The sequence below is a fragment of the Pseudonocardia sp. Cha107L01 genome (genome assembly GCF_052566575.1).
In genome coordinates this window covers 2,524,568-2,546,085 of sequence record NZ_CP199579.1, presented here as the reverse complement: position 1 = coordinate 2,546,085, position 21,518 = coordinate 2,524,568, and the positions used below count along the sequence as shown (strand labels likewise).

Here is a 21,518-nt window from a genome sequence, read left to right as displayed (position 1 = left end):
GGGGTTATCCCGGTCCGCCGTCCTCACGGCTGGATCGGCGCCCACTCGGGGCCGGTCTCGCCGAGCTTCGGGTCGAGCTTGGTGAACAGCGGCGACGGCTTGCGCAGCGGCCGGCCCACCTCGATCGGGGTGGACGCCCAGCGAGCCTGCTCGCCGGCGTAGTCGCCGGTCAGCACCGGGTACGCCGGGCCGTCCCCCAGGTCGTCGACCTCGTGGATCTTTGGCTGCGCTGCCCACACCCCGGCGCCGCCGAGCGCCTCGTGCACCTGCTGCGCGGAATGCGGCAGGAAGGGCGTGAGCAGCGTGTTCGCGTCCTGTACGACCTGCAGCGCGGTGTGCAGGATGGTGTCGCGGCGGTCCGGGTCGTCCTTCTGCTTCCAGGGTTCCTGGTCGGAGATGTACTTGTTCGCCGCGCCGACCACCCGCATCGCCTCGCCGAGCGCCTGCTTGAACCGGCTGCGCGCGAGCAGGTCGCCGACCGTGTCGAACCCGGCCTTCGAGGTCGCCAGCAGCGCCGCGTCGGCCTCGGTGGGCGCGACCGGCTTCGGGATGGCGCCGACGTTCTTGTGCGCCATCGAGACGGACCGGTTGACCAGGTTGCCCCACTCGTTGGCCAGCTCGAAGTTGATCCGTCGGACGAACTCGTCCCAGGTGAAGTCGGTGTCCTGGTTCTCCGGGCCGGCCGCCGAGATGAAGTAGCGCAGCGCGTCCGGCCCGAAGTCACGCAGGAAGTCCCGGACGTAGATCACCGTGCCGCGCGAGGTGGAGAACTTGGAGCCGCTCATGGTGAGGAACTCCGACGACACGATCTCGTCCGGCAGGTTCAGCGTGCCGAACGCGCCGGGCTCACCGCCCCGGTCCCCGGCGCCGTTCTGCCCGAGCAGCAGCGCCGGCCAGATCACCGAGTGGAAGACGATGTTGTCCTTGCCCATGAAGTAGAAGCCGGTGGCCGCCGGGTCGCACCACCACTGCTTCCAGGCATCGGGGCTCTGCCCGTACCGACGGGCCCACTCCACGGAGGCCGAGAGGTAGCCGATCACCGCGTCGAACCAGACGTAGAGCCGCTTCATCGACTGGTCCCGCCAGCCGTCCAGCGGGATCGGCACGCCCCAGTCCAGGTCTCGGGTGATCGCCCGCGGCTTGAGGTCGTTCACCAGGTTCGTGGCGAACTTGATGACGTTCGGCCGCCAGTCGGTGCGGGTACTGAGCCAGCTCCCGAGCGACTCGGCGAACGCGGGCAGGTCGAGGAAGAAGTGCTCGGTCTCGACAAACTTCGGGGTCTCACCGTTGATCTTCGACCGCGGGTTGATCAGGTCGGCCGGGTCGAGCTGGTTGCCGCAGTTGTCGCACTGGTCGCCACGGGCACTGTCGTAGCCGCAGATCGGGCAGGTGCCCTCGACGTAGCGGTCCGGCAGGGTGCGCCCGGTGGACGGGCTGATCGCGCCCATCGCCGTCTTGGCCACCACGTATCCGTTGCGGTACAGCGCCAGGAACAGGTCCTGCACCACCTGGTAGTGGTTGCTGGTGGTGGTGCGGGTGAACAGGTCGTAGCCCAGCCCGAGCCCCTGCAGGTCCTCGACGATGACCCGGTTGTACTTGTCCGCGAGCTGCCGGGCGGTCAGGCCCTCGGCGTCGGCCTGCACCTGGATCGGCGTGCCGTGCTCGTCGGTGCCGGACACCATCAGAACTTGGTTGCCCGCCATCCGCTGGTAGCGGGAGAAGACGTCGGAGGGCACACCGAAACCGGAAACATGGCCGATGTGCCGGGGGCCGTTGGCGTAGGGCCACGCCACGGCGGTCAGCACGCGGGAACTCATGCTGACCAGCCTATGCGCACCGCGCCACCGGGTATCTCCGGCATCGCCACTAACGGGCGCCCCGGGTCACCGGAGCTGCGCCAGCACCGTCGCGGCGTCCATCCAGACGTTCTCCCGGCTGATCCGCCCGCCCCGGAACTCGAAGACGTGCAGCATCCGGAACCGCACCGGGCGACCCCGGCCGGGCAGCCCGCGAACCCCACCCGCGACGACAGCGGCGGCGCGGGCTGGTCGGTGCGGGCGGTCGGCCTGATGCGGTTCGCGGTGGAGGCCGGGCTGGCCGAGACGATGGCCGAGGTCGCGCCGCGGCACCCCGAGCTGCGGCCCGCGCACCTACGGGTGTTCCGGGCCGGGTCGCTGGAGGCGGTCCGGGTGACCGAGCTGGCCGCCCGCTCAGGCATGACGAAGCAGTCCATGCACGAGCTGGTCGGTCACCTGGAACGGCACGGGTACCTGCACCGCGAGCCCGACCCGGCCGACGCCAGGGCCATGTTGGTACGGCTCACCGAGGCAGGGCGCGACGTGGAGGACCAGCTGCGGGCCGCCTCGGCACGCGTGCACCTGAGCTGGCTGCGACGGCTCGGCGCGGAGCGGTTCGAGGCGCTTTGGGCGGCGCTGCGGGACGTGACCGGCCGCACCGATCCGCTGCCTGACCCGGCCGAGCTCACCGCGCTGCTGGCCGCCGCCGACCGGGGCGGCCACGGCGAGGCGCCCGAATCGCCGTGACCACCCGCCCCCCGCCCGAGGGCGCCTAAGCCTCCTCGATCTCTCCGTGTACCGAGAACACCGCGCCGAACGGGTCGGTCAGCAGCGCCATCCGCCCGAACGGGGTGTCCTCCGCCGGGTGCAGCACGGCGCCGCCACCGCTCGTCGCGGCGGCCACCGACGCGTCCACATCGGCGACCGAGAAGTACGGGATCCAGTGGCTCGGGGTGCCCTCCGGGACGCCCGTCATGCCGCCGATCCCGCCGGCGACCTCGCCGTTCACCGTGAATGCGCTGTAGTCGCCCGGCGCACCGGGCACCGCCTCGTAGCCGTAGCCGAACACGGCGGTGTAGAACGCCTTGCCGGCCTCCGGCTCGGTGAGGCGGCAGTCCTCCCAGACCAGCGAACCCGGCTCGTTGTAGACCTCGGCGCCGACCTCACTCTTGGCCTGCCAGACGCCGAACGCGCCGCCCGTGTTGTCCAGGGCGACCGCGATCCTGCCGATCTCACCGATGTCGGTCGGCCCGAACAGCACCGTGCCGCCGTTGTCCGTGATCAGCTTGACGGTGCCGTCCGCGTCGTCGGAGCCGAGGTAGATCAGCCAGGCCGTGGGCTGCTCGGGAGACTGCTGTGGACCGATGCCGGCGGCGGCACGCCCGTCGACCTGGCACATCCGGTAGTTGCCGAACTCGTCGCCGGTGTCGACGAAGCTCCAGCCGATGACCGGACCGTAGAACGCGAGCGCCGCGTCGACGTCCGGGACCGCGATGTCGACCCAGCTGGGAGTGCCGACGGGCCAGGGGATGTCTCGAGTGGGCATGGCCTGCACCTTTCGGAAAAACCGCCCGGAGATGGGGTCGCCCATCAAAGCATCGACCCCCGACAACCCGCGCCGCCTTTCGGGTGGCGTTGGACCTGTCCTCGGTCGGTCGCGCAAAACGGACCCGCCCGAAGTCACCCAGAGTTCAACATGGGATGTCAGTGTGATCGCTTATGAGACCTCGCCCTGTGCTGGCCGGCATCGCGCTGACCGTCGCCGCGCTGCTCGCCGCCGCGACCGGCTGTGCGCCGACCCCGGCCGCCCCACCGGCATCGGCCCCGGTTCCGGCGCCGGCCTCCCCATCGGCAGTCCCGCCGCTGTCGGACGCCTCGACGCGGCCCCCGATACCGGCCGGGCCGAATCAGCCGGCGCCGGCGGTGACCACCGACGCGACCCTGCCGCGCACCCCGCTCGCCCAGTTCTCCAACGGCCTGCTGCCCGGCACCGTGGGCGACGACCAGGGCGTCACACTCGGCGGCATCGGCAGCGACATCTACCCGGCGGACGCCCCGAACCAGTACTGGATGGTCACCGACCGGGGCCCGAACGGGCAGATCAAGGTGGACGGCGACAAGCGGCGCACGTTCCCGGTCCCCGGGTTCGACCCGGCCATCCTGCGGGTCAGCGTCACCGGCAAGGCGCTGCACATCGAGCAGGCGATCCCGATCAAGACCGCCAGTGGCCGGCCGGTGACCGGGCTGTCCAACTCGGAGAGCCGCGACGAACCGCCGTACGACTGGACCGCCGGCAAGCGGCTGGCGGTCAACCCGTCCGGGCTGGACACCGAGGGCATGGTCCGCACCGCCAACGGCGAGTTCTGGCTGTCCGAGGAGTACTCGCCGTCGATCCTGCGGGTCTCCGCGACCGGCACCGTGCTGGCCCGGTACGTGCCCGCCGGCCTCGTGCTGCCCGGCGCCGACTATCCGGTCAACCCGACCCTGCCCGCCATCCTCGGGCACCGGCAGATCAACCGGGGCTTCGAGTCGCTGGCGATGAACCCGGACGGCCACACGCTGTACGCGGCGCTGCAGAGCCCGTTGGCCCTGCCGAACGACGACGCGGGCGGCCAGTCGAAGGTGGTCCGGGTGATTGCCTTCGACACCGCGACCGGCCGGGCCACCGCGGAGTACGTCTGCCCGCTGGCCGACGTCACCGGGTTCGACCCGGGCGCGGACGGCGACCAGTCCGAGATGAAGATCAGCAGCCTGGCCTGGTTCGGCCCGGACACACTGCTGGTCGACGAGCGCACCGACGACGTGGCGAAACTGTCTCTGCTCAAGCTCGATGGGGCGACCAACGTGCTCGGCGGCCCGTTCGACGACCCTCGGCACAGCCCGGCGCTCGAGCAGGCCGACCTCGCGGCGTCCTCGGTCAAGCCAATGGTCAAGACGCTGCTGCTGGACCTGACGGCCAAGGTTCCCGGCCTGCCCAAGAAGGTCGAAGGGATCGCGGTGCGCGACCAGCACACCATCGTGGTCGCGAACGACAACGACTTCGGCATGACCGACGGCAAGAAGGCGCTCGGCCCGGACGGGCGGCTGCGCGACTCGGGCATCCCGTCCCGGTTGTTGGTGCTGCACCTGGGCTGAGGCTTCCAGGGCTGGGACACGGGAAGGTCTGGGCGCGGCCCGGCGTTGTTCCTTAGGTGGCGCGCTTTGACATCCCCTTCTCCGTACTCGACCTCGCTGTGATCGGCACCGGCTCGGACGCCGGCGCCGCACTGAACGGCACCATCGAGCTGGCCCGACGCACCGAGCAGCTCGGCTACCAGCGGTTCTGGGTGGCCGAGCACCACAACATGCCGGGGATCGCCAGCTCCGCGCCGCCGGTGCTGATCGCGCACCTGGCCGCCGCGACGAGCACCCTGCGGGTCGGCTCCGGCGGCGTCATGCTGCCCAACCACGCACCGCTCGTGGTCGCCGAGCAGTTCGGCATGCTCGAGGCGCTGCACCCCGGGCGGGTGGACCTGGGCATCGGCCGCGCGCCGGGCACCGACTCGGTCACCGCGCAGGCGCTGCGGCGCAGCGCCAACGGGCTCTCGGTGGACGACTTCCCCGAGGAGCTCACCGCGCTGATGGGCTACTTCACCGGACCGAGCGAGCGCGGCGTGCACGCGGTTCCCGCGCTCGGCAACCCGCCGGACGTCTGGCTGCTGGGTTCCAGCGGCTACAGCGCGCAGGTGGCCGGACTGCTCGGGCTGCCGTTCGCCTTCGCACACCACTTCAGCGCGGCGAACACGCTGCCCGCGCTGGCGCTGTACCGGGAGCGGTTCCGCCCATCCGCGCGGCTCAAGGAGCCCTACGCGATGGTCTGCGCCTCGGTGGTCGCCGCCGAGGACGACGAGCGGGCGCGCTACCTGGCCGGCCCCGGCGGGCTGTCGTTCCTGCAGCTGCGCCAGGGCAAGCCCACCACGATGCCGAGCCCGGAGACGGCCGCGGCCTACGACTACAACGAGGTCGAGAAGGCGTTCGTGGCCGACCGGATGTCCAACCAGATCATCGGCGGACCGGACACCGTGCTCAAGGGGATCACCGCGCTGCTCGAGCAGACCCAGGCCGACGAGCTGATGATCGCCACCATGGTCCACGACCCGGCGGACGGGCGGCGCAGCTACGAGCTGATCGCCGAGCTCGCCGAGCTGACCCCGCCGGCGCCAGCGAGCGGCCCGGCCCAGTAGAGCGGGCAGGCTCAGTCGTCGGACAGGGCGCCGTCCTCGGCGGACTCCGCGGACTCCTCGGATACCGCGGCCGCGTAGAGCTCGCGCTTCGGTACCCCCGAGCCGGCCGCCACCGCGCTGACCGCGTCCTTCATCCGCTCGCCACCGTCGACCCGCTCGCGGACCCTGGCGACCAGCGCGTCCAACGGCGCGACCGAAGGCTCCGCGCCGGCCACCACCACGGTGATCTCGCCGCGCACCTCGCCGTCGGTGGCCCACTTGGCCAACTCGGCGAGCGAGCCCCGGAGCACCTGCTCGTAGGTCTTGGTCAGCTCCCGGCAGACCGCCGCCGGGCGGTCCTCGCCGAGCACCTCGACGGCGTCGGCCAGGGTGGTGGCCAGCCGGCGCGGCGACTCGAAGAACACCGCCGTGCGGGGCTCGGTGGCCAGCGCGGCCAGCCAGCGCCGCCGTTCCCCCGGCCGGCGCGGCGCGAAGCCCTCGAAGCAGAACCGCTCGCAGGGCAGCCCGGACAGCACCAGCGCGGTGGTCACCGCCGACGGCCCAGGCAGGCAGGTCACCGGCAGGTCGGCCGCCACACAGGCGCTGACCAGCCGAAACCCAGGGTCGGACACCGACGGCATGCCGGCGTCGGTGACCACCAGCACGGTCTGACCCTGCCGTATCGCGTCGACCAACACGGGCGCGCGGGCCGCCTCCACAGCGTCGTAGTGGCTGACCACCCGACCACTGATCTTGACGCCGAGCGCGTTGGCCAGGTTGCGCAGCCTGCGGGTGTCCTCGGCGGCGATCACATCGGCGCTGGCCAGCGCGGTGAGCAGCCGGGCGGACGCGTCGCGGGGATCACCGAGCGGGGTGGCGGCCAGCAGCAGCCGACCACTCGGCTCGACATCAGCTGAGTCCCCGTCCCGCATCCCAGCAGCCTAACTGGCACCGCTGTGACGCCGTGCCGGGCGCCTTCGCGCAGTCCGGGGCCTGGTCCGACTTCTCGCCGTCGAGAGTAACCCCAGTACGGCTTGTTTCATGATTGAACAGGACTGCAGTTACTTTCGACTCGTGACTGGTCTCGGCGCCGGGCGGTACGGCACCCTAGGCGCGCAGCTCGAGTAGCCGGGCCACCCGCTGCGTGGTCTGCAGCATCCCGATGCTGACGTCGTCGGCCGCCAGCCGCAGTGTCTGCCAGCCGATCCCGGCCAGCTCGCCGTCCCGCTCCCGGTCCCGCCTCGCCCGACTCGGCTCGAAGTGGGTCGAGCCGTCGTACTCGATGGCCAGCTTCGCTGACGGATACGCCAGGTCCGCCCTGGCCAGCTCGAACCCGTACTCGTCGAGTACCGGGAACTGCACCTCCGGCCTCGGCAGGCCGGCCCGGATCAGCGCCACCCGCAGCCGTGTCTCCGGGGGCGACTCGGCGCGCGGGTCGGCCAGCGCGACGGCCTCGACCAGCCGCCGCGACCCCCGCGCCCCGGGCTCAGCCGCCCGCCTGGCCAGCAACTCCGCCGGCGCGAACCCGCCGGCCACCGCACCTCCGCCAGTCACCGCACCTGTGCCGGCCGCCGGGTCACCGCCAGCCGCCCCACCACCACCGCGAACACACCCGGCCAGCGCGTCGACCACCACCACCGCCTCCACCAGTGGCAACCGGCGGGCCAGGTCCCAGGCCGTGCGCAGCGGCGACGTGACCCGCAGTCCGCCCGCCTGCTCGCCGCCGACCACGGTGAGGTCGGCGCCCGTCGCGGTGCCCCGGTGGATGAGCAGCCCCGGGTGCGGGCGGGAGTTGGTGGCCAGTAGGACCTCGGCCGGCGCGTCGTCGGGCGCGCAGTCCACCCCGAGCACGGCCGCCGCGGCGTACCCGGCCAGCACCCCGCCCCGGTCCCGGACGAGCAGGTAGGCCGCCCGCGAGCGGGTCGCCAGGTCCAGCTCGCGGTCGGCGGGCAGGTAGACGTCCGGGTACACCCGCCGGTACCGGGGACCGTAGAGCCGCGCCCGGGTCAGCAGCCCGGCGGCGAGCGCCTCGGTGCCCCGAAATGGTTCGCCCAACACGTCACGCTCCGAAGTCACCCACTGAGAGTAACCTCAGGCTGGTAGACGGCGCGATCAACTGAGACTGGCGTTACTCTCAGCCCCCGGATCCGGTCACCCTCTACGATCGGTCCCCGTGGTGAGCGTGCTTCAGCGGACGGCCCGGGGTGGCGCATGGCCAGTGGGCCGGCCACCACTGCCGGCGCGCCCCGGCTCCGCCGCATTCCCACTGGACCGCCCGCTGCCGCAGGACCGGCTGCTCAGTTGGCTGCTGGCGATCACGCTGGCGATCATCGGCGGGATCCTGCGGTTCTACCGGCTCGGCTACCCCACCGACGACGGCACCCCGGTGTTCGACGAGAAGCACTACGTGCCGCAGGCCTGGCAGATGCTGCGCAACGGCGGGGTCGAGGACAACCCGGCCTACGAGCTGGTCGTGCACCCGCCGCTGGCCAAGCAGCTGATCGCGCTCGGCGAGTGGTGGCAGGGCTACGACGGGGTGGGCTGGCGGCTGTCGGCGGCGCTGGCCGGCACGATCTGCGTGCTGCTCATCGTCCGGATCGCCCGCCGACTGACCCGGTCCACCCTGTTCGGTGTGGTGGCCGGAGTGCTGCTGATCTGCGACGGGGTCAGCTTTGTGCAGTCCCGGATGGGGATGCTGGACATCTTCCTGACCCTGTTCGTGCTGGCCTCGTTCGGCGCGCTGGTGGTGGACCGGGACGACATGCGCACCCGAATGGCCCGGGTGGTGGCGCAGGGACGGGTGCACGACTCGCCGTTCGGCCCCCGGATGGGGGTGCGCTGGTGGCGGTTCGCGGCCGGCGTCCTGCTCGGCATGGCCAGCGCGGTGAAGTGGGACGGCGTCTACTGGGTGGCCGCGTTCGGCGTGCTCTCGGTCGTCTGGGATCTGTGCGCGCGGCGCTCCGCCGGGGTGCGCCGGCCGTGGGCCGGGGTGTTCGTCCGCGATGTCGGGCCGGCGCTGTGGGCGCTCGCCGCCATCCCGATCCTGACCTACCTGGCCGCCTGGTGGGCCTGGTTCGCCAGTGAGACCGCGACCGACCGGTACGAGGTGGGCCGCGAGATCGGCACCGGCGGGCCGTTCTCGTTCGTGCCGGCCGGGCTGCGCTCGCTCTGGTACTACAGCGGCCACGTGCTGTCGTTCCACACGAGCCTGAAGACCTCGCACACGAGCCCGCACCCGTGGGAGTCCAAGCCCTGGACCTGGCCGATGGGCCTGCGCCCGATGCTCTACTACTACACGAACAGCGGGCAGGCCTGCGGCGAGAGCCAGTGCGTCGCGGCCACCATGCTGATCGGCACCCCGGTGCTGTGGTGGGCCAGCCCGGCGGCGCTGGGCTGGGCGCTCTGGCGGGCGGTCACCGCGTTCGACTGGCGCTACGCGGCGATCCTGGTCGGCTACCTCGCCGGCTACCTGCCCTGGTTCCTGGACATCGACCGGCAGATGTACTTCTTCTACGCCACCCCGATGGCGCCGTTCCTGGTACTCGCGCTCACGCTGTGCCTCGGCGAGATCCTGGGCAGGGCCCGGGGCGGCGTCGAGCGGCGGTCCACCGGGTTGCTCATCGTGGCGATCTACCTGGGGCTGGCGGTGGCGAACTTCGCCTGGCTGTGGCCCGTCATGGTCGGTGACTCGATCACCCCGGCACACTGGGACGCGGAGATGTGGCTGCCGTCGTGGCGGTGAGCCGGGCACTCGGTCAGCCGGGTACGAGGGAGGGCGCCATGCGGTTCGACGAGGCCACCTCACGGCGGTTGGCGGCGACCTACACCACGCCGGACATCGTGGCGCAGCGCGCGGCGATCCGCGCCGCGCTGCACCTGCTGGCCGGCGAGCGGGTGCTCGACATCGGCTCCGGGCCCGGCTACCTGGCCCGCGAGATGGCCGAGCTGGTCGGGCCGGGCGGCACGGTGCACGGCGTCGACATCAGCGAGCACATGCTGGCCATCGCCCGTACGACCGGGCCGGCGCCGGCCGGAACGTCGGCACCGGTCGAGTTCAGCGCCGGCGAGGCCAACACCCTGCCCTTCCCGGACGGGTCCTTCGACGTGGTCACCGTGACCCAGGTGTACGAGTACGTCGCCGAGGTGGCGGCGGCGCTGACCGAGGCCCGCCGGGTACTGCGGCCGGGCGGGCGGCTGCTGGTGCTGGACACCGACTGGGACTCCATCGTCTGGCGCAGCGGCGACCCGGACCGGATGCGCCGGGTGCTCACCGCCTGGGACCAGCACCTGGCCGACCCGTACCTGCCGCGCCGGCTCACCGGGCTGCTCACCGAAGCCGGGTTCGAGACCACACACCGCTCGGTACTGCCGCTGCTCAACGCCGGCTACCGGGCCGACACCTACAGCGCCGGGCTGATCGGCTTCATCTCCGCCTTCGTACCGGGCCGCGACGGGCTCACCGCCGCCGACGTCACCGCATGGGCCGACGACCTGGTCACGCTGGGCGAGGACTACTTCTTCAGCCTCAACCGCTACCTGTTCGTCGCCACCGCACAGGGAAACTAGTCCCCGTCCGGGAGGTCCTTGAGGTAGGTGTAGCGGCCCTGGGGATCCTGGTCGCCGGGGACCCGCCGGTAGCCCCTGATCTCGTACAACGCCTGCGCGCCGCGCTGCTCGGCGGCGACCCCGAGCACCGCGTGGCGGTAGTCGTCGTCGCGGGCCAGCTCCTCCAGCTCGCTGAGCAGGGCCCGCCCGACGCCGGAGCGCCGCGACCCGGGGCGGACGTACATCCGGACGAACTCGGCGGTCGCACCGCTCTGGTCGCCGGGGTAGGTCCGGTACCCGCCGGACGCGGCCGGCTGACCGTTGACGTAGGCGATCACGAAGAGGCCCCGGCTGACCGGCTCGAGCTCCGTGCCCTCCGGCAGATCCAGGTCCGGGTGTCCCGGCAGTTCAGCGCCGGCGAGCTCCGCCATCAACCGCAACACGCCCTGACGGGCGGCGCGATACTCCATGGCCCGAAATTCGACCTCGGGACGATCCGACGTTCCGTGCACCCATGATTACTATCAGACAACGACCGACCGCAGTTCGTCACGTCACAAATCGACACATGATCAACAACGAGGTGTCGCACCCGGCTCAGACCGGGTTGACGGAACGCCGCGAACTGTCCGGTACCGGGCGTTTGGTGACCACGATCGGCTCCTCGATCAACTCGGCCACCGGCTCCACGCCGTCCGCCGGCCGGAACCACCGCCGGTCCGCGCCCGGCCCGTCCTCCGGGGAGAAGCTCCAGCGCACCGCCCGCTCGATCTTCACCGGGAACACGGTCAGCGTCCCGTCGGCCGCGATGCGCATCCGCAGGAAGCACTTGTAGTCCTGGATGGCCTGCGCGGAGAACAGCTCGTCGGTGTTCACCCCGGGCCCGATGCCGTCGGCCACCAGCAGGTACAGCCCGACCACCAGCTGACCGAGCAGCGCACCGACCAGCGCCTCGGCCACCGGCATCGCGACCGACGGCCACGGCGACTCCCAACCGGCCGCGGCCGTACCCAGCTCGACACCGATCACGGTGGCCACGATGACCAGCAGGTGGGCCAGGGTGTGGCCGCCGCCGACCAGCCGCCGACGCAGCGGGTTCCGCCGCCGGCCGACGCCGCTGAACGCATCCAGCCCGAGCCACACCCCCGCCACCAGCACGAGCGCCAGCAGCAGCGCCGGGATGCTGGCCACCCACCAGCGATCCCGGCCCAGGAACGGGAACGCCCGCCCGAGCGTCGTCCCGATCACCAGGTACAGCGCCGTCGACACCGCCCAGAACCCCGGGTTGCGGTACACCTGCCCCACGACGCCGGCGCGCAGCCCGCGCGAGGTCTGCTTGCTCGGGTAGCACTGCTCGAGCCGGTACGGCACCGGTGGGCGCTTGTTCGGGTCCTGCGACTCGGCCGGCGGCAGCTCCAACTCGTCCGGCAGCTTGTGCGTGGGGTACAGGTACGCGCCGCCGCCGCCGGCGGTGATCTTCTGCTGACCGGCCTCGTCCTGACCCTGGTAGCGGGCGTAGTGGTGCAGGTCCCCGGACAGCGACAGCCGCAGCATGGCCCGGTCCGGGATCACCGTGCGCTCGAAGAACTCCAGCGGCGCGTAGCCCTCCGGGTTCTCCGGGCCGGACTCCACCCAGGACGGCATCGCCCAGCACAGGATGATCGAGTCGTCCGGTCCGAGGCCCTTGGCGATCGCCCGGAAGTAGTCCAGCTGGGGCTTGTCGAGGTCGTCTCCCAGCGCCACGTCGATCCCCCACAGCCACCAGCCTCCCGGCAGCTTCACCGCGAAGTAGCTGCGGGACTGCACCGTCTTCCAACCGCCGATCCAGCGCTGCTGGCAGAACTGGCGCAGGAAGCTGGTGAGCCCGTCGTACCAGTCGTGGTTGCCGGGCAGCGCGAGCAGCCAGCGCGGCGACTCGCTCCACGGCAGCATCATCCGGTACGGCCCGACGAGCCGGTCGGCGTAGTTGGCCGAGGTCGCGACCGGGTAGCACTCGTCGCCACCGAGGACCAGCAGTGTGCCGGCCCGGGTCGGGTAGCTCCGGTCGCCGAGTGGCAGCTCGAGTTCGTCGGCGGCGAGTTGGCTGGCCACCGTGGTGGCACCGTCGAAGCCATCGCCGATGTCGGCCACGTAGTCCAGCCAGAACTCGTCCCCGGCGCCGCTCGCCGCGTTCCCCGTCACTGCGTTCCCCGTCGCCGCGTTCCCGGTCGACAGGTCCAGCGGCGCCCCCGACTCGGCGCGCTGCAGCTCACGCCGGTCCGCGAAAGCGCCGAACACCTCGGAGATGGCCACCGCGAGGCCGGTGCGGGCCAGCATCCCGGGCGCCAGCCACCGCACCCTCGGCCGCGGGGTGAAGCCCAGGTCGGCGGGTTGGTCGGACCGGGGGCGCGCGGGCGGTTCCGCGCCGGGGCTGGGCAACTGCGGCATGAACGCAAAAAGTACGGACCCCCACCCGCCCGGTGGGCGAGCGGGGGTCCGCCGGTGGGGGAACCGTCTAGGGGGTACCGCGGAGCGGCTACTTGAAAGCCGTTACTTGAAAGCCGTTACTTGAAAGCATCGCCCAGCTTGCGGCCGGTGTCCTTGACGTGCTCGCCGGCCTGCTTCAGGTTCGCCTTCGCCTGGTCGCCCTTGCCTTCGTACTCGAGGTGCCGGTCGTCGGTGGCCCTGCCGGTGCCTTCCTTGGCCCTGCCCACCGTCTCGTCGATCTTGTTCTTCACCTTGTCGATGAAGCCCATCCCGAGTCGCCTCCTGGTCTTTGGCCGGGCTGGTGGCGCCCGGCTGCACAGCTGAAGGGTTACCAGCGCGGGTTCGAACGAAACCCTTCAACGTTGCAGCCGAGGGAATGAGCTGTCCGGTACGCCGTTGCCGCAGGTCAAGCCCGGGGCCGCGACTTCCGTGAGGGTCGTCACACCTGCCGCCGTACAGCGCCCGATCCCCCCGATCCGGACCGCAACCGACACCGGAGCGCGGATCAGGCCAGAATGGAGCCGTGCACCTTTTGGATCCCAATGACCCGCACACCATCGTCGACGGCGACCGGGTCTGTGAGGCGATCGCGCACCTGCCGGACCCGGATGCACTGCACGACTGGGTCACCCGGTTCGCACTCCTGGCCGACCAGACCCGGCTGGCGCTGCTGCTGTGCATCCAGCACGCCGGCGAGATCTGCGTCTCCGACCTGGCCGCGGCGACCGGGGTGAAGGACAGCACCGTGTCGCAGGCGCTGCGGCTGCTGCGCGCGCACGGTGTGGTGGCCACCCGCCGGGACGGGCGCACCATCCACTACCACCTGACCGACGACGCCATCCCGGCCCTGCTCGGGCAGCTGCCCGCCGGCCCGGCGGACGCGGTACACGGACACAGCAAAGAGCACCGGCCAGCCTGAGCCGACCGGTGCTCGTCGGACCTGCCTGAGCGAGGACCCTTCTTAGGCGACGGTTTCCGCCACCGGAGACGTGGTCCGGTCGGACTTGCCGATAACCCGCTCGGCCCACGGCGCGAAAACCAGCCCGAGCACCGCCCACAGCAGCGCCTGGGCGCCCAGCGAGTAGAGCCGGAACCGGTACAGCAGGTCGGCGTCGAAGCCGCCGAGCACGATGGTGCCCGCTGGGTTGCGCAGTGGCTGCGGCGTCTCGGTGGCCAGGTTGCCGTACTGCTCGACGTTGGTCCGCAGCTCACCGAGTGAGGGCAGGGCCGCCATCAGCACTCCCACCAGGACGATGAAGCAGGCGATGCCGACCAGCGTGGCGTTCCAGTTGCCGAGCCGCTCCGCGAGCCGCTGACCGGCCCACACCGCGACCAGCGCGGCCACCACCGACCCGAGGACCATCACCAGGTACAGACCGCTGCGGTCGGCGATGGTGTCGGGGTGCCCGATGGACGGCGGGTTGGCCGGGTACTTCACGAACGGCACCAGGTACAGCGTGACAAATCCGGCCAGTGCGACCAGCAGCGACAGCTGGCGCGGGGTCTGCCGCCCGGTGCGCCCCCAGGCCAGGCTGTAGACCACCGCGAACAGCGCGCCCATCGCCACGCCGAACAGGATCACGCCGACGCCGATGCCGATGTTGGCCTGGACCGTCCGGCTGAAGATGTCGGCCTCGGCCGGATCGACCGCCTGGCCGGCCGCCGCCGCGATCGCGTTGCGGGCGTCGTCCCTGGCGCCCTCGTATTCGATCGCGGCCTGGATCACCGGTTCGGCGAAGATGCGGGCGAAGATGAAGGCGATCAGCCCGGCGAGCGCGCCGGCACCGACTCCTCGCAGTACGAGACTCTTGACCACTGAGTTGCCCGGCTCAGTGGCAGGGGAAGCCGAGGAAGTGCCGTGCGTCGTGCACGAACTCGTGGACCACCATGGAGTTGCCGAAGACCGAGGTCGCACCCTCGTCGATGCCGATGAAGTAGTAGAGCACCAGACCGAACAACAGCGCCCCGATGAGCCAGGGCAGCGTTTCGGAGACCGAGACCGGAACCGGTCTGCTCTGGGTGATCGCGGATGATGACATGGTGGATCCTCTCCTGCGGCCGGCACGCCGGTCGGGTCGCATCGGACGGTACGTCTGCCATCGCCGAGGGTCAACAGCTCCATAGTCGTCCATGTATTCAGATGTCTCAGTATGCGGGAGGGAATGGGCGCATGCGGGTCGTGCTGCTCTGTCACGCGGCCACCGGTGCCACCCGGGCGACCGCGTTCGCCGGCGACGAGCCGCTGGAGGAGTCCGGGTTGGCCAGGGCCGCCGAGCTGGCCGGCACCGCGCCGAGGGCGGACCAGGTCCGGTGCGCGCCGTCCCGGCGCTGCCGGCAGACCGCCGAGGCGATCGGGCTCGCCGCGGTGCCCGACCCCGAGCTCGCCAGCTGCGACTTCGGCGCCTGGACCGGGCGCACCCTGGACGACGTACTGGCCACCACCCCGGACGCGGTCACCGCCTGGCTGACCGATCCCGCGGCCTGCCCACACGGCGGCGAGAGCCTCAGCGCGCTGCTGGAGCGGGTCGGGCGGTGGCTGGACGTCGCCGGTACCGCGGTCACGGAGCGGGGTGACCCGGTGCGCACGCTGGTCGCGGTCACCGACCCGACGGTGATCAGGGCGGCGGTGATACACGCCATCGACGCGCGGCCGCGCTCCATCTGGCGGATCGACGTCGCCCCGTTGAGCCGGACCGTGCTGACCGGATCGGCCGGGCGGTGGTCACTGCGCTCGATCGAGCCGGCGGCGAGGTGACGTAGTACGACGTGACCGAGTACGACGTGACCGAGTACGACGTGACCTGTGCTCGGTCAGCGCGCTGTGGCGTCCAGTTCGGTGACCCAGGCGGTGGCCGCCTCCAGTACCGCGACGGCCCGCTCGAGGCCCACCCCGCGGTCCGTCGCCACGGTGGGCTCGGCGCCCAACCCGGCCGGCAGGTCCACCCCGAGGCGCCGGCGGCAGCGCTCGGCGGCCTCCAACACCTCGTCCACCGTGCCCAGGTAGACCCGGTCCAAGGTGCCGGTGGCGGCCAGATCGGCGCGGGTCCGGGCAGGCAGCCCGCCCAACCCCGCCATGGTGCGCCGGCGGGCGGCCACCACCTGACTGAGCTCGTCGGTGGCCGAAGACACGGAACGGAGGTCGCAGTTCGGGCAGCACAGCGCGATCACGCTCACCATGCCGGAGCCGCCGGGGCCGGGAATCTCGACCTGGTGCTCCCAGGCGGTGGGACAGTCCAGCGCGGACAGGTCGGCCTCGAACCCCGGACCGTCCGGCTGAGACCTCCGTGCACCCTGTGCCATTCCGCTCTCTCTCCCTGCCGCCTGATCGTTTCGGACCCGATGTCTCCATCGACCCGCGATGACCGAGCGTGTCCGAATCCCGGTGCTCCCACCTGGACGAGTGACGTGGGACGGATGTTAGGGCCTCGCCACTTCCGGGTGCCATCCGGGACACGCCCGCCGAGGGAGTTGACAGTTCGCCCTGGTGAGGAGCGGGAGCAGTGTCTCCAATGGACTAAACCGCGGGCGACCGGGTGAGCGCCCGGCGCGGCCGAAGATCTCCCGCCCAGGCTCCGGAGTGCATCTTCCCGAGGTCGATGCGTCCTTCCGCGAAGAATAGAACGCGTATTAGGCCTTTTGCCTCGAATCATTACTCCTGGTCTGTTCGGGTGGAGCGCACAAAGACGTGAAACGAACTCGTGATGTGCGCTGATAACCCTGGCAACGGCCGTCCCCGAGGCCGTGTTCCGATTCGAAAGGAAAGCTCCCTCATGTCTAACGGACTCTTTTTGGCAGGCGGCTTCTTCGGTGGCCGCAGCCGTGGCCACGGCGGCGATGACTGCGACTCCCGCTCCAAGGGCCGTCGGCACCACGGCGGCGACGACGACTGCCGCAAGACCAAGCGCCACGGCGGCCACCACAAGAAGCACCACGGCGGCGGCTGCGACCGCTAGTCAGCACCTCCGCACGCACACCTCCGTCGGCCCCACCCGCGCTAGACCGGGTGGGGCCGACGGCCCAGCTTTGAGCAGGTTATGGCGTCACATCGCAGGCAGAAAGTCAGGTCCGTGGCGAGCGCCTCCGGCGCCCAGCCGGTGACCGACTCGCCCACCACGCTGCTCCCCGTCGTCTCGCCCAACGCTCTGGTCAGCACCGCTCCCACGGTGCCGCTGCGCTCGATCTTCAAGCGTTTCTGGCCGGACACCCGGGGCTTCCGCGGCCGGCTCGTGCTCGGGCTGGCGCTGCTCGGTGTTCCCCCGGCACTCGCCGCCCTCGGGATCTGGCTGTTCAAGATCCTTGTCGACGACGTGCTCACGACGCGCGATGTGGCGCGCTTCCCACTCATCGCGGCCGCCTTCGTGGCCGTCACGGTGGTCGAGGGCGTCGTCTCGTTCTTCGACGAGTACCTCACCGCGTGGGTCGGCGAGCGATTCGTGCTCAACCTGCGCTCGCGGGTATTCACCCACCTGCAGCGGCTCTCCCTGACATTCTTCGAGAGAAATCAGCTGGGCGACATTCTGGCCCGCCTCAGTGGTGACGTCGGCGCGATCGAGGGTCTGATCCTCTCCGGTCTCAACCAGGCGCTGACCTACCTGTTCCAGATCATTTTCTTCGCCGGCGCGCTGTTCGTCCTGGACTGGCGGCTCGCCCTCGCCGCGCTGGTCGCCGCGCCCGCCTTCCTGCTGCTCGCCCGGTTCTTCTCGAAGCGGATCAAGACCGCGTCCCAGGAGCAGCGCCGCCGGTCCGGCTCGATCACCGCGGTCGCCGAGGAGAGCCTGCACAACACCGCGCTGGTGCAGGCCTACGACCGGCAGGCCCACGAGTCCATCCGGTTCCACAAGGAGAACCTGGGCAGCTTCACCGCCCAGATGGTGGCCATCCGGCTCGAGGCGCTGTTCGCCCCGTTCACCGACCTGCTGCAGGCGGTCGGCGTGCTGGCGGTCATCGGCTTCGGTATCCGCGAGCTCGTCGCCGGCCGGATCACTCTCGGCGGCCTGCTGGTGTTCATCGGCTACCTGTCCCAGCTCTACGGCCCGATCAGCGGGATCGGCAGCCTGGCGAACTCGATCTACGCGGCCAGCGCCGGTGCCGAGCGGATCATCGAGGTGCTCGACACCAAACCCGAGGTCACCAGCCCGGACGACCCGGTGCCCCTGGGCCAGGCCCGCGGCGAGTTCCGGCTGGACCGGGTCGGCTTCCGCTACCCGGACGGCGGGCGCCCGGCGCTGGCCGAGGTCAGCTTCGCCGCCAAGCCCGGCGAGACGATCGCAGTGGTCGGGGCGAGCGGGGCCGGCAAGTCGACGCTGCTGCGCATCCTGCTGCGGCTGCACGACCCGCACGCCGGCACGGTCACCCTGGACGGCATCGACATCCGCCGGCTGCGGCTCGGTGACCTGCGCGCCAACATCGCCGTCGTACTGCAGGACACCCTGGTGTTCGACGGCACGGTTGCGGAGAACATCCGCTGGGGACGGCCGGACGCCACCACGGACGACGTGGTGCAGGCGGCCCGCGACGCCGACGCGCACCAGTTCATCACCGGGCTGCCGCAGGGTTACCAGACCCGGGTCGGCCAGCGCGGGATGATGCTCTCCGGTGGCCAGCGCCAGCGCATCGCACTGGCCAGGGCAATGATCCGCAACGCCCCGGTGCTGCTGCTCGACGAGCCGACTACGGGGCTGGACGCGGTGTCCACCCAGCGCGTGATGGTCCCGCTGCGGCGCGCGATGGCCGGCCGCACCACCATCGTGATCTCGCACAACCTGCTCACCGTCAGCGACGCCGACCGGATCGTCTACCTGGAGCGCGGCCGGGTCGCGGGCTACGGCACGCACCAGGAACTGCTCGCCGACGCTCCGGGTTACGCAGAGCTGTACCGGCTGCACCACCCGGAGCCGAGGCGGCCGATCGCGCGCCGCGCCCCGAACGGGCGGCCTCGACGCCCCGCCCCGCTCGTCTCACCGACCCAGCCGGTGGGCCAGGCCCAGCCCGTGCCGTCCCAACCGACCGGACAGTCCCAGCAGGCCGGACAGTCCCAGCCCGTCGAACCCTCCCAGCCCGTTGGACCCTCGCAGCCCGTCGGACCCTCGCAGCCCGTCGGACCCTCGCAGCCCGTCGGACCCTCGCAGCCCGTCGGACCCTCGCAGCCCGTGGGACCTGACCAGCGGCCCTCGCCTCGACCGCGGTTGCAGCCGACCGGCCGCGGCCAGGCCACCGGCCGCCCCCAACCGGCCGCGCACCCTGCGCCCACCGGCCCACCGGCGCCCCGCCCGCGCACCAGGGCGGCGCGGCCGTCGTCCAGCCCCCGACCGGCGCCGGCACCGACTCAGCGCCCGACACCCGCGCCGAGCTCCCAGTCCGCACCCAACCTCCGCCCGACGCTCGCCCAGCACCCGGCGCTCGTCCAGCACCCGGCGCTCGCCCAGCACCCCGCACTCGCCCAGCACCCCGCGCTCGCCCAGCACCCCGCGGTCGCCCAGCACCCCGCGGTCGCCCAGCACCCGGCGCTCGCCCAGCACCCCGCGCACCGATCGGCGCCCGAACCTCTTTCGGTACCCGATCCGCTGTCGGCACCGACGCTCCGGGTAACTCCCGCCCAGCGGGCCGCGCACACTCCCCGACCGATGCCGGCGCCGCATTCCCACCCCGCCGCGCAACTGGCGCACACCCCGCCGCCGATGCAGGCCTCGCATTCCCTGCCCGCCGGGCTCACCGCCCAGCCGCCCCCCGCCGCACATATCTCCCAGCCGATGCCCGCCGCACACAGCCAGCGGCCGATGCCGGTGTCGATGCCGATGCCGGTGTCGATGCAGCAGCTGTCGGCACCCCAACCGGTGTCCGCGCCACAGCCGATAGTGGCGCCGCTCCCGACCGGTCAATCGCTGCCGTCGCCCCGGCCGATCGCGGTCACCCGGTCGACCCCCGCCCCGCTCCCCATCCCGCGGCAACGTCCGACGCCCACGGCCGGCACGCCCACGGCCGGCACGCCCACGGCCGGCAACGGCACGCCGCTGCGCTGGCCCACCGACGACCCGTACGACACCGAGCCGGCGAAAACAACCGGCACCGGCTGACCCGGGCAGCCGACCAACGCCACCCGACCAGCCTCCCGTTACCGAGCTGCACACCAGGCAGGTCCAGCGGCCCAACAGCCTGCCTCCTGTGCAGCTCGGTAACAGCCGGCAGCTCCGTAACAGCCGGCAGCCCGGTTACAACCGGCAGCCCGGTAACAGCGCCACCTGGTAACAGCCGACACCCCAGCAACAGCCGACACCCCAGCAACAGCCGACACCCCGGTAACAGCCGGCAGCTCGGTAACAGCCGGCAGCTCCGTAACAGCCGGCAGCCCGGTAACAACCGGCACTCCCGCAACAGCCGGCAATGCGGTAACAGCCGGCATTGCGGTAACAGCCGACACCCCGGCGACAGCCGGCACCTCAGTAACAGCCGGCACTGCGACAGCCGGCACCCCAGTAACAGCCGACACCCCGGCAACACGGCGCGCCGGGCAATCGCTCGACGGACCTCGGCGGTCAGGTCGGCGGGATGAGCTGGTGCAGGCTCAGTAGTCCGTCCGGCGGTCCGGTCCGGGCCCACTCGCCGGACTCGGCGGTCCACGTGTTGCCGTCCACGGTGACCCGGTCGATCGCGAGCCGGGCGGCATGCGCGACCAGCCAGTTCGCCCGCGCGCGACCCCGACCGGCGGGTTGCGGGCCGCTCAGGGCCGCGCTGCCGAGCTCCCGCTTGGCGACCGTCACCAGGTAGTCGGCCGGCGCGCCCAGTTTCAGGTCGTGGCAGCTCAACGTCGCGTCGTCCTCGCCGGTCAGCGCGGCGGCGGTGGCCCGGGCCTGCGGTTCCCACCGTGCGTAGGCCTCCGGGGCGGCGGAGCGCTGAACCAGCTGCGCTGCCTGGGTGACCTCCAGCGACGTCCAGTTCGGCTGCTGGTGCAGCCGCCGGTAGAACGCGGTGGTGGCGTACACCGGGTCGGCGATCTGTGCCTCGGTGCCCCAGCCCTGACTGGGTCGCTGCTGGAACAGCCCGAGCGAGTCACGGTCACCGTTCGGCAGGTTGCGCAGCCCGGACTCCTGCAGTGCGGTGGCGATGGCCACCGTGACCGCGTGCGACGGCATACCCAGCTTGCTCCCGACGCCCGCGATGGTGGCCGCGCTGTCCGCCTGCTCGGGCGTCATCGAGTACGACTGCACCCCACCCGGATCGTCGACCGGAGCGAGTGTGACCGTGCAGCCGGGCGGTGGGTGCGCCAGCGGGCTGGTCCGGTACAGCCAGGTGATCCCACCGACGAGGAACACGGCGACCGCCACCACGACCAGGCCGCGGCGCACCCGCGACGGCAACTGCCTCACCGGATCAGCCTATGGTGAACCGGTACCGGAGCGCCCACGTCAATAGCCAGCGGTCGATGATCAACCGACCGGATGATCATCCTGAGGAAAAATCTCAGTCTTTCTGGCGGTTGTGCGCCCGCATACATTGCCGGCGCTCGGCGGGC

The 21,518-nt window shown here is 71.6% G+C and carries 21 protein-coding genes; 9 read left to right on the top strand and 12 right to left on the bottom strand.

Annotation, left to right across the window (positions count from 1 at the left end):
* Positions 1-23 precede the first annotated feature (23 nt).
* Both metG and ACTXG6_RS12175 read right to left on the bottom strand, forming a co-directional pair.
* On the bottom strand, positions 24-1,817 hold the full coding sequence (gene metG / locus ACTXG6_RS12180) for a methionine--tRNA ligase (RefSeq protein WP_445187887.1): 1,794 nt from the start codon (positions 1,815-1,817) through the stop codon (positions 24-26).
* Positions 1,818-1,883: 66 nt separating this feature from the next.
* A complete protein-coding gene (locus tag ACTXG6_RS12175) occupies positions 1,884-1,973 on the bottom strand; it encodes a hypothetical protein (protein ID WP_445187886.1) in 90 nt (29 codons plus the stop codon).
* Between ACTXG6_RS12175 and ACTXG6_RS12170 the strand changes: the two genes are divergently transcribed.
* A complete protein-coding gene (locus ACTXG6_RS12170; protein WP_445187885.1) occupies positions 1,965-2,543 on the top strand; it encodes a MarR family winged helix-turn-helix transcriptional regulator in 579 nt (192 codons plus the stop codon). The genes ACTXG6_RS12175 and ACTXG6_RS12170 overlap by 9 nt on opposite strands.
* 25 nt (positions 2,544-2,568) lie before the next feature.
* On the opposite strand, the gene ACTXG6_RS12165 is transcribed toward ACTXG6_RS12170, so the two are convergent.
* The gene (locus ACTXG6_RS12165; RefSeq protein WP_445187884.1) at positions 2,569-3,342 is read right to left on the bottom strand and encodes a VOC family protein; all 774 of its coding nucleotides are present in this window, start codon (positions 3,340-3,342) and stop codon (positions 2,569-2,571) included.
* A 173-nt stretch (positions 3,343-3,515) separates the two neighbouring features.
* Here ACTXG6_RS12165 and ACTXG6_RS12160 point away from each other — a divergent pair, with 173 nt between their 5' ends.
* Both ACTXG6_RS12160 and ACTXG6_RS12155 read left to right on the top strand, forming a co-directional pair.
* Positions 3,516-4,931, top strand: a complete 1,416-nt coding sequence (locus ACTXG6_RS12160; RefSeq protein WP_445187883.1) for an esterase-like activity of phytase family protein — start codon at positions 3,516-3,518, stop codon at positions 4,929-4,931.
* A gap of 56 nt (positions 4,932-4,987) precedes the next feature.
* On the top strand, positions 4,988-6,019 hold the full coding sequence (locus ACTXG6_RS12155) for an LLM class flavin-dependent oxidoreductase (protein WP_445187882.1): 1,032 nt from the start codon (positions 4,988-4,990) through the stop codon (positions 6,017-6,019).
* Positions 6,020-6,030: 11 nt separating this feature from the next.
* On the opposite strand, the gene rsmI is transcribed toward ACTXG6_RS12155, so the two are convergent.
* Entirely contained in the window at positions 6,031-6,930 is a 900-nt protein-coding gene (rsmI, locus tag ACTXG6_RS12150) for a 16S rRNA (cytidine(1402)-2'-O)-methyltransferase (RefSeq protein ID WP_445187881.1), read from the bottom strand.
* A gap of 175 nt (positions 6,931-7,105) precedes the next feature.
* Complete coding sequence (locus tag ACTXG6_RS12145) at positions 7,106-8,074, bottom strand: endonuclease domain-containing protein (protein WP_445187880.1); 969 nt, start codon at positions 8,072-8,074, stop codon at positions 7,106-7,108.
* 97 nt (positions 8,075-8,171) lie between these two features.
* Here ACTXG6_RS12145 and ACTXG6_RS12140 point away from each other — a divergent pair, with 97 nt between their 5' ends.
* Positions 8,172-9,740, top strand: coding sequence for a dolichyl-phosphate-mannose--protein mannosyltransferase (locus ACTXG6_RS12140; RefSeq protein ID WP_445187879.1), 1,569 nt, complete (start codon positions 8,172-8,174; stop codon positions 9,738-9,740).
* Positions 9,741-9,778: 38 nt separating this feature from the next.
* A complete protein-coding gene (locus tag ACTXG6_RS12135; RefSeq protein WP_445187878.1) occupies positions 9,779-10,564 on the top strand; it encodes a methyltransferase domain-containing protein in 786 nt (261 codons plus the stop codon).
* Here ACTXG6_RS12135 and ACTXG6_RS12130 read toward each other — a convergent pair.
* The 3 genes from ACTXG6_RS12130 to ACTXG6_RS12120 all read right to left on the bottom strand — a co-directional run bounded on the left by ACTXG6_RS12130 (position 10,561) and on the right by ACTXG6_RS12120 (position 13,278).
* Entirely contained in the window at positions 10,561-11,013 is a 453-nt protein-coding gene (locus tag ACTXG6_RS12130; RefSeq protein ID WP_445187877.1) for a GNAT family N-acetyltransferase, read from the bottom strand. The genes ACTXG6_RS12135 and ACTXG6_RS12130 overlap by 4 nt on opposite strands.
* Before the next feature lie 127 nt (positions 11,014-11,140).
* On the bottom strand, positions 11,141-12,970 hold the full coding sequence (locus ACTXG6_RS12125) for a metallophosphoesterase (protein ID WP_445187876.1): 1,830 nt from the start codon (positions 12,968-12,970) through the stop codon (positions 11,141-11,143).
* Positions 12,971-13,086: 116 nt separating this feature from the next.
* Positions 13,087-13,278, bottom strand: coding sequence for a CsbD family protein (locus ACTXG6_RS12120; protein ID WP_445187875.1), 192 nt, complete (start codon positions 13,276-13,278; stop codon positions 13,087-13,089).
* 254 nt (positions 13,279-13,532) lie between these two features.
* Between ACTXG6_RS12120 and ACTXG6_RS12115 the strand changes: the two genes are divergently transcribed.
* Positions 13,533-13,928 carry an ArsR/SmtB family transcription factor gene (locus ACTXG6_RS12115; protein WP_445187874.1) on the top strand — a complete coding sequence of 132 codons (396 nt, stop codon included), beginning with the start codon at positions 13,533-13,535 and terminating at the stop codon, positions 13,926-13,928.
* A gap of 42 nt (positions 13,929-13,970) precedes the next feature.
* Here ACTXG6_RS12115 and ACTXG6_RS12110 read toward each other — a convergent pair whose 3' ends face one another.
* Positions 13,971-14,825, bottom strand: coding sequence for a CbtA family protein (locus ACTXG6_RS12110; RefSeq protein WP_445187873.1), 855 nt, complete (start codon positions 14,823-14,825; stop codon positions 13,971-13,973).
* Between the two features lie 13 nt (positions 14,826-14,838).
* The gene (locus tag ACTXG6_RS12105; protein ID WP_445187872.1) at positions 14,839-15,048 is read right to left on the bottom strand and encodes a CbtB domain-containing protein; all 210 of its coding nucleotides are present in this window, start codon (positions 15,046-15,048) and stop codon (positions 14,839-14,841) included.
* 131 nt (positions 15,049-15,179) lie between these two features.
* On the opposite strand from ACTXG6_RS12105, the gene ACTXG6_RS12100 reads away from it, so the two are divergent.
* Positions 15,180-15,764 carry a histidine phosphatase family protein gene (locus ACTXG6_RS12100; RefSeq protein WP_445187871.1) on the top strand — a complete coding sequence of 195 codons (585 nt, stop codon included), beginning with the start codon at positions 15,180-15,182 and terminating at the stop codon, positions 15,762-15,764.
* A gap of 56 nt (positions 15,765-15,820) precedes the next feature.
* Here the strand turns inward: ACTXG6_RS12100 and ACTXG6_RS12095 are convergent, their stop codons facing one another.
* Complete coding sequence (locus ACTXG6_RS12095) at positions 15,821-16,309, bottom strand: hypothetical protein (protein ID WP_445187870.1); 489 nt, start codon at positions 16,307-16,309, stop codon at positions 15,821-15,823.
* A 470-nt stretch (positions 16,310-16,779) separates the two neighbouring features.
* Here ACTXG6_RS12095 and ACTXG6_RS12090 point away from each other — a divergent pair, with 470 nt between their 5' ends.
* Together ACTXG6_RS12090 and ACTXG6_RS12085 are read left to right on the top strand one after the other, a co-directional pair.
* The gene (locus ACTXG6_RS12090) at positions 16,780-16,962 is read left to right on the top strand and encodes a hypothetical protein (protein WP_445187869.1); all 183 of its coding nucleotides are present in this window, start codon (positions 16,780-16,782) and stop codon (positions 16,960-16,962) included.
* 114 nt (positions 16,963-17,076) lie between these two features.
* Positions 17,077-20,082 (top strand): ABC transporter transmembrane domain-containing protein, encoded by a 3,006-nt coding sequence (locus ACTXG6_RS12085; protein WP_445187868.1) that lies wholly within the window; start codon positions 17,077-17,079, stop codon positions 20,080-20,082.
* A 459-nt stretch (positions 20,083-20,541) separates the two neighbouring features.
* Here ACTXG6_RS12085 and ACTXG6_RS12080 read toward each other — a convergent pair whose 3' ends face one another.
* Entirely contained in the window at positions 20,542-21,372 is an 831-nt protein-coding gene (locus ACTXG6_RS12080) for a hypothetical protein (RefSeq protein WP_445187867.1), read from the bottom strand.
* Positions 21,373-21,518: the final 146 nt, after the last annotated feature.

Coding starts and splice junctions, on each gene's coding strand:
- ACTXG6_RS12165 (WP_445187884.1), bottom strand. CDS start 3,342: ATGCCCACTCGAGACATCCCCTGGCCCGTCGGCACTCCCAGCTGGGTC.
- ACTXG6_RS12160 (WP_445187883.1), top strand. CDS start 3,516: ATGAGACCTCGCCCTGTGCTGGCCGGCATCGCGCTGACCGTCGCCGCG.
- ACTXG6_RS12135 (WP_445187878.1), top strand. CDS start 9,779: ATGCGGTTCGACGAGGCCACCTCACGGCGGTTGGCGGCGACCTACACC.
- ACTXG6_RS12100 (WP_445187871.1), top strand. CDS start 15,180: ATGCGGGTCGTGCTGCTCTGTCACGCGGCCACCGGTGCCACCCGGGCG.
- ACTXG6_RS12095 (WP_445187870.1), bottom strand. CDS start 16,309: ATGGCACAGGGTGCACGGAGGTCTCAGCCGGACGGTCCGGGGTTCGAG.
- ACTXG6_RS12130 (WP_445187877.1), bottom strand. CDS start 11,013: ATGGAGTATCGCGCCGCCCGTCAGGGCGTGTTGCGGTTGATGGCGGAG.
- rsmI (WP_445187881.1), bottom strand. CDS start 6,930: ATGCGGGACGGGGACTCAGCTGATGTCGAGCCGAGTGGTCGGCTGCTG.
- ACTXG6_RS12105 (WP_445187872.1), bottom strand. CDS start 15,048: ATGTCATCATCCGCGATCACCCAGAGCAGACCGGTTCCGGTCTCGGTC.
- metG (WP_445187887.1), bottom strand. CDS start 1,817: ATGAGTTCCCGCGTGCTGACCGCCGTGGCGTGGCCCTACGCCAACGGC.
- ACTXG6_RS12120 (WP_445187875.1), bottom strand. CDS start 13,278: ATGGGCTTCATCGACAAGGTGAAGAACAAGATCGACGAGACGGTGGGC.
- ACTXG6_RS12175 (WP_445187886.1), bottom strand. CDS start 1,973: ATGCTGCACGTCTTCGAGTTCCGGGGCGGGCGGATCAGCCGGGAGAAC.
- ACTXG6_RS12125 (WP_445187876.1), bottom strand. CDS start 12,970: ATGCCGCAGTTGCCCAGCCCCGGCGCGGAACCGCCCGCGCGCCCCCGG.
- ACTXG6_RS12090 (WP_445187869.1), top strand. CDS start 16,780: ATGTCTAACGGACTCTTTTTGGCAGGCGGCTTCTTCGGTGGCCGCAGC.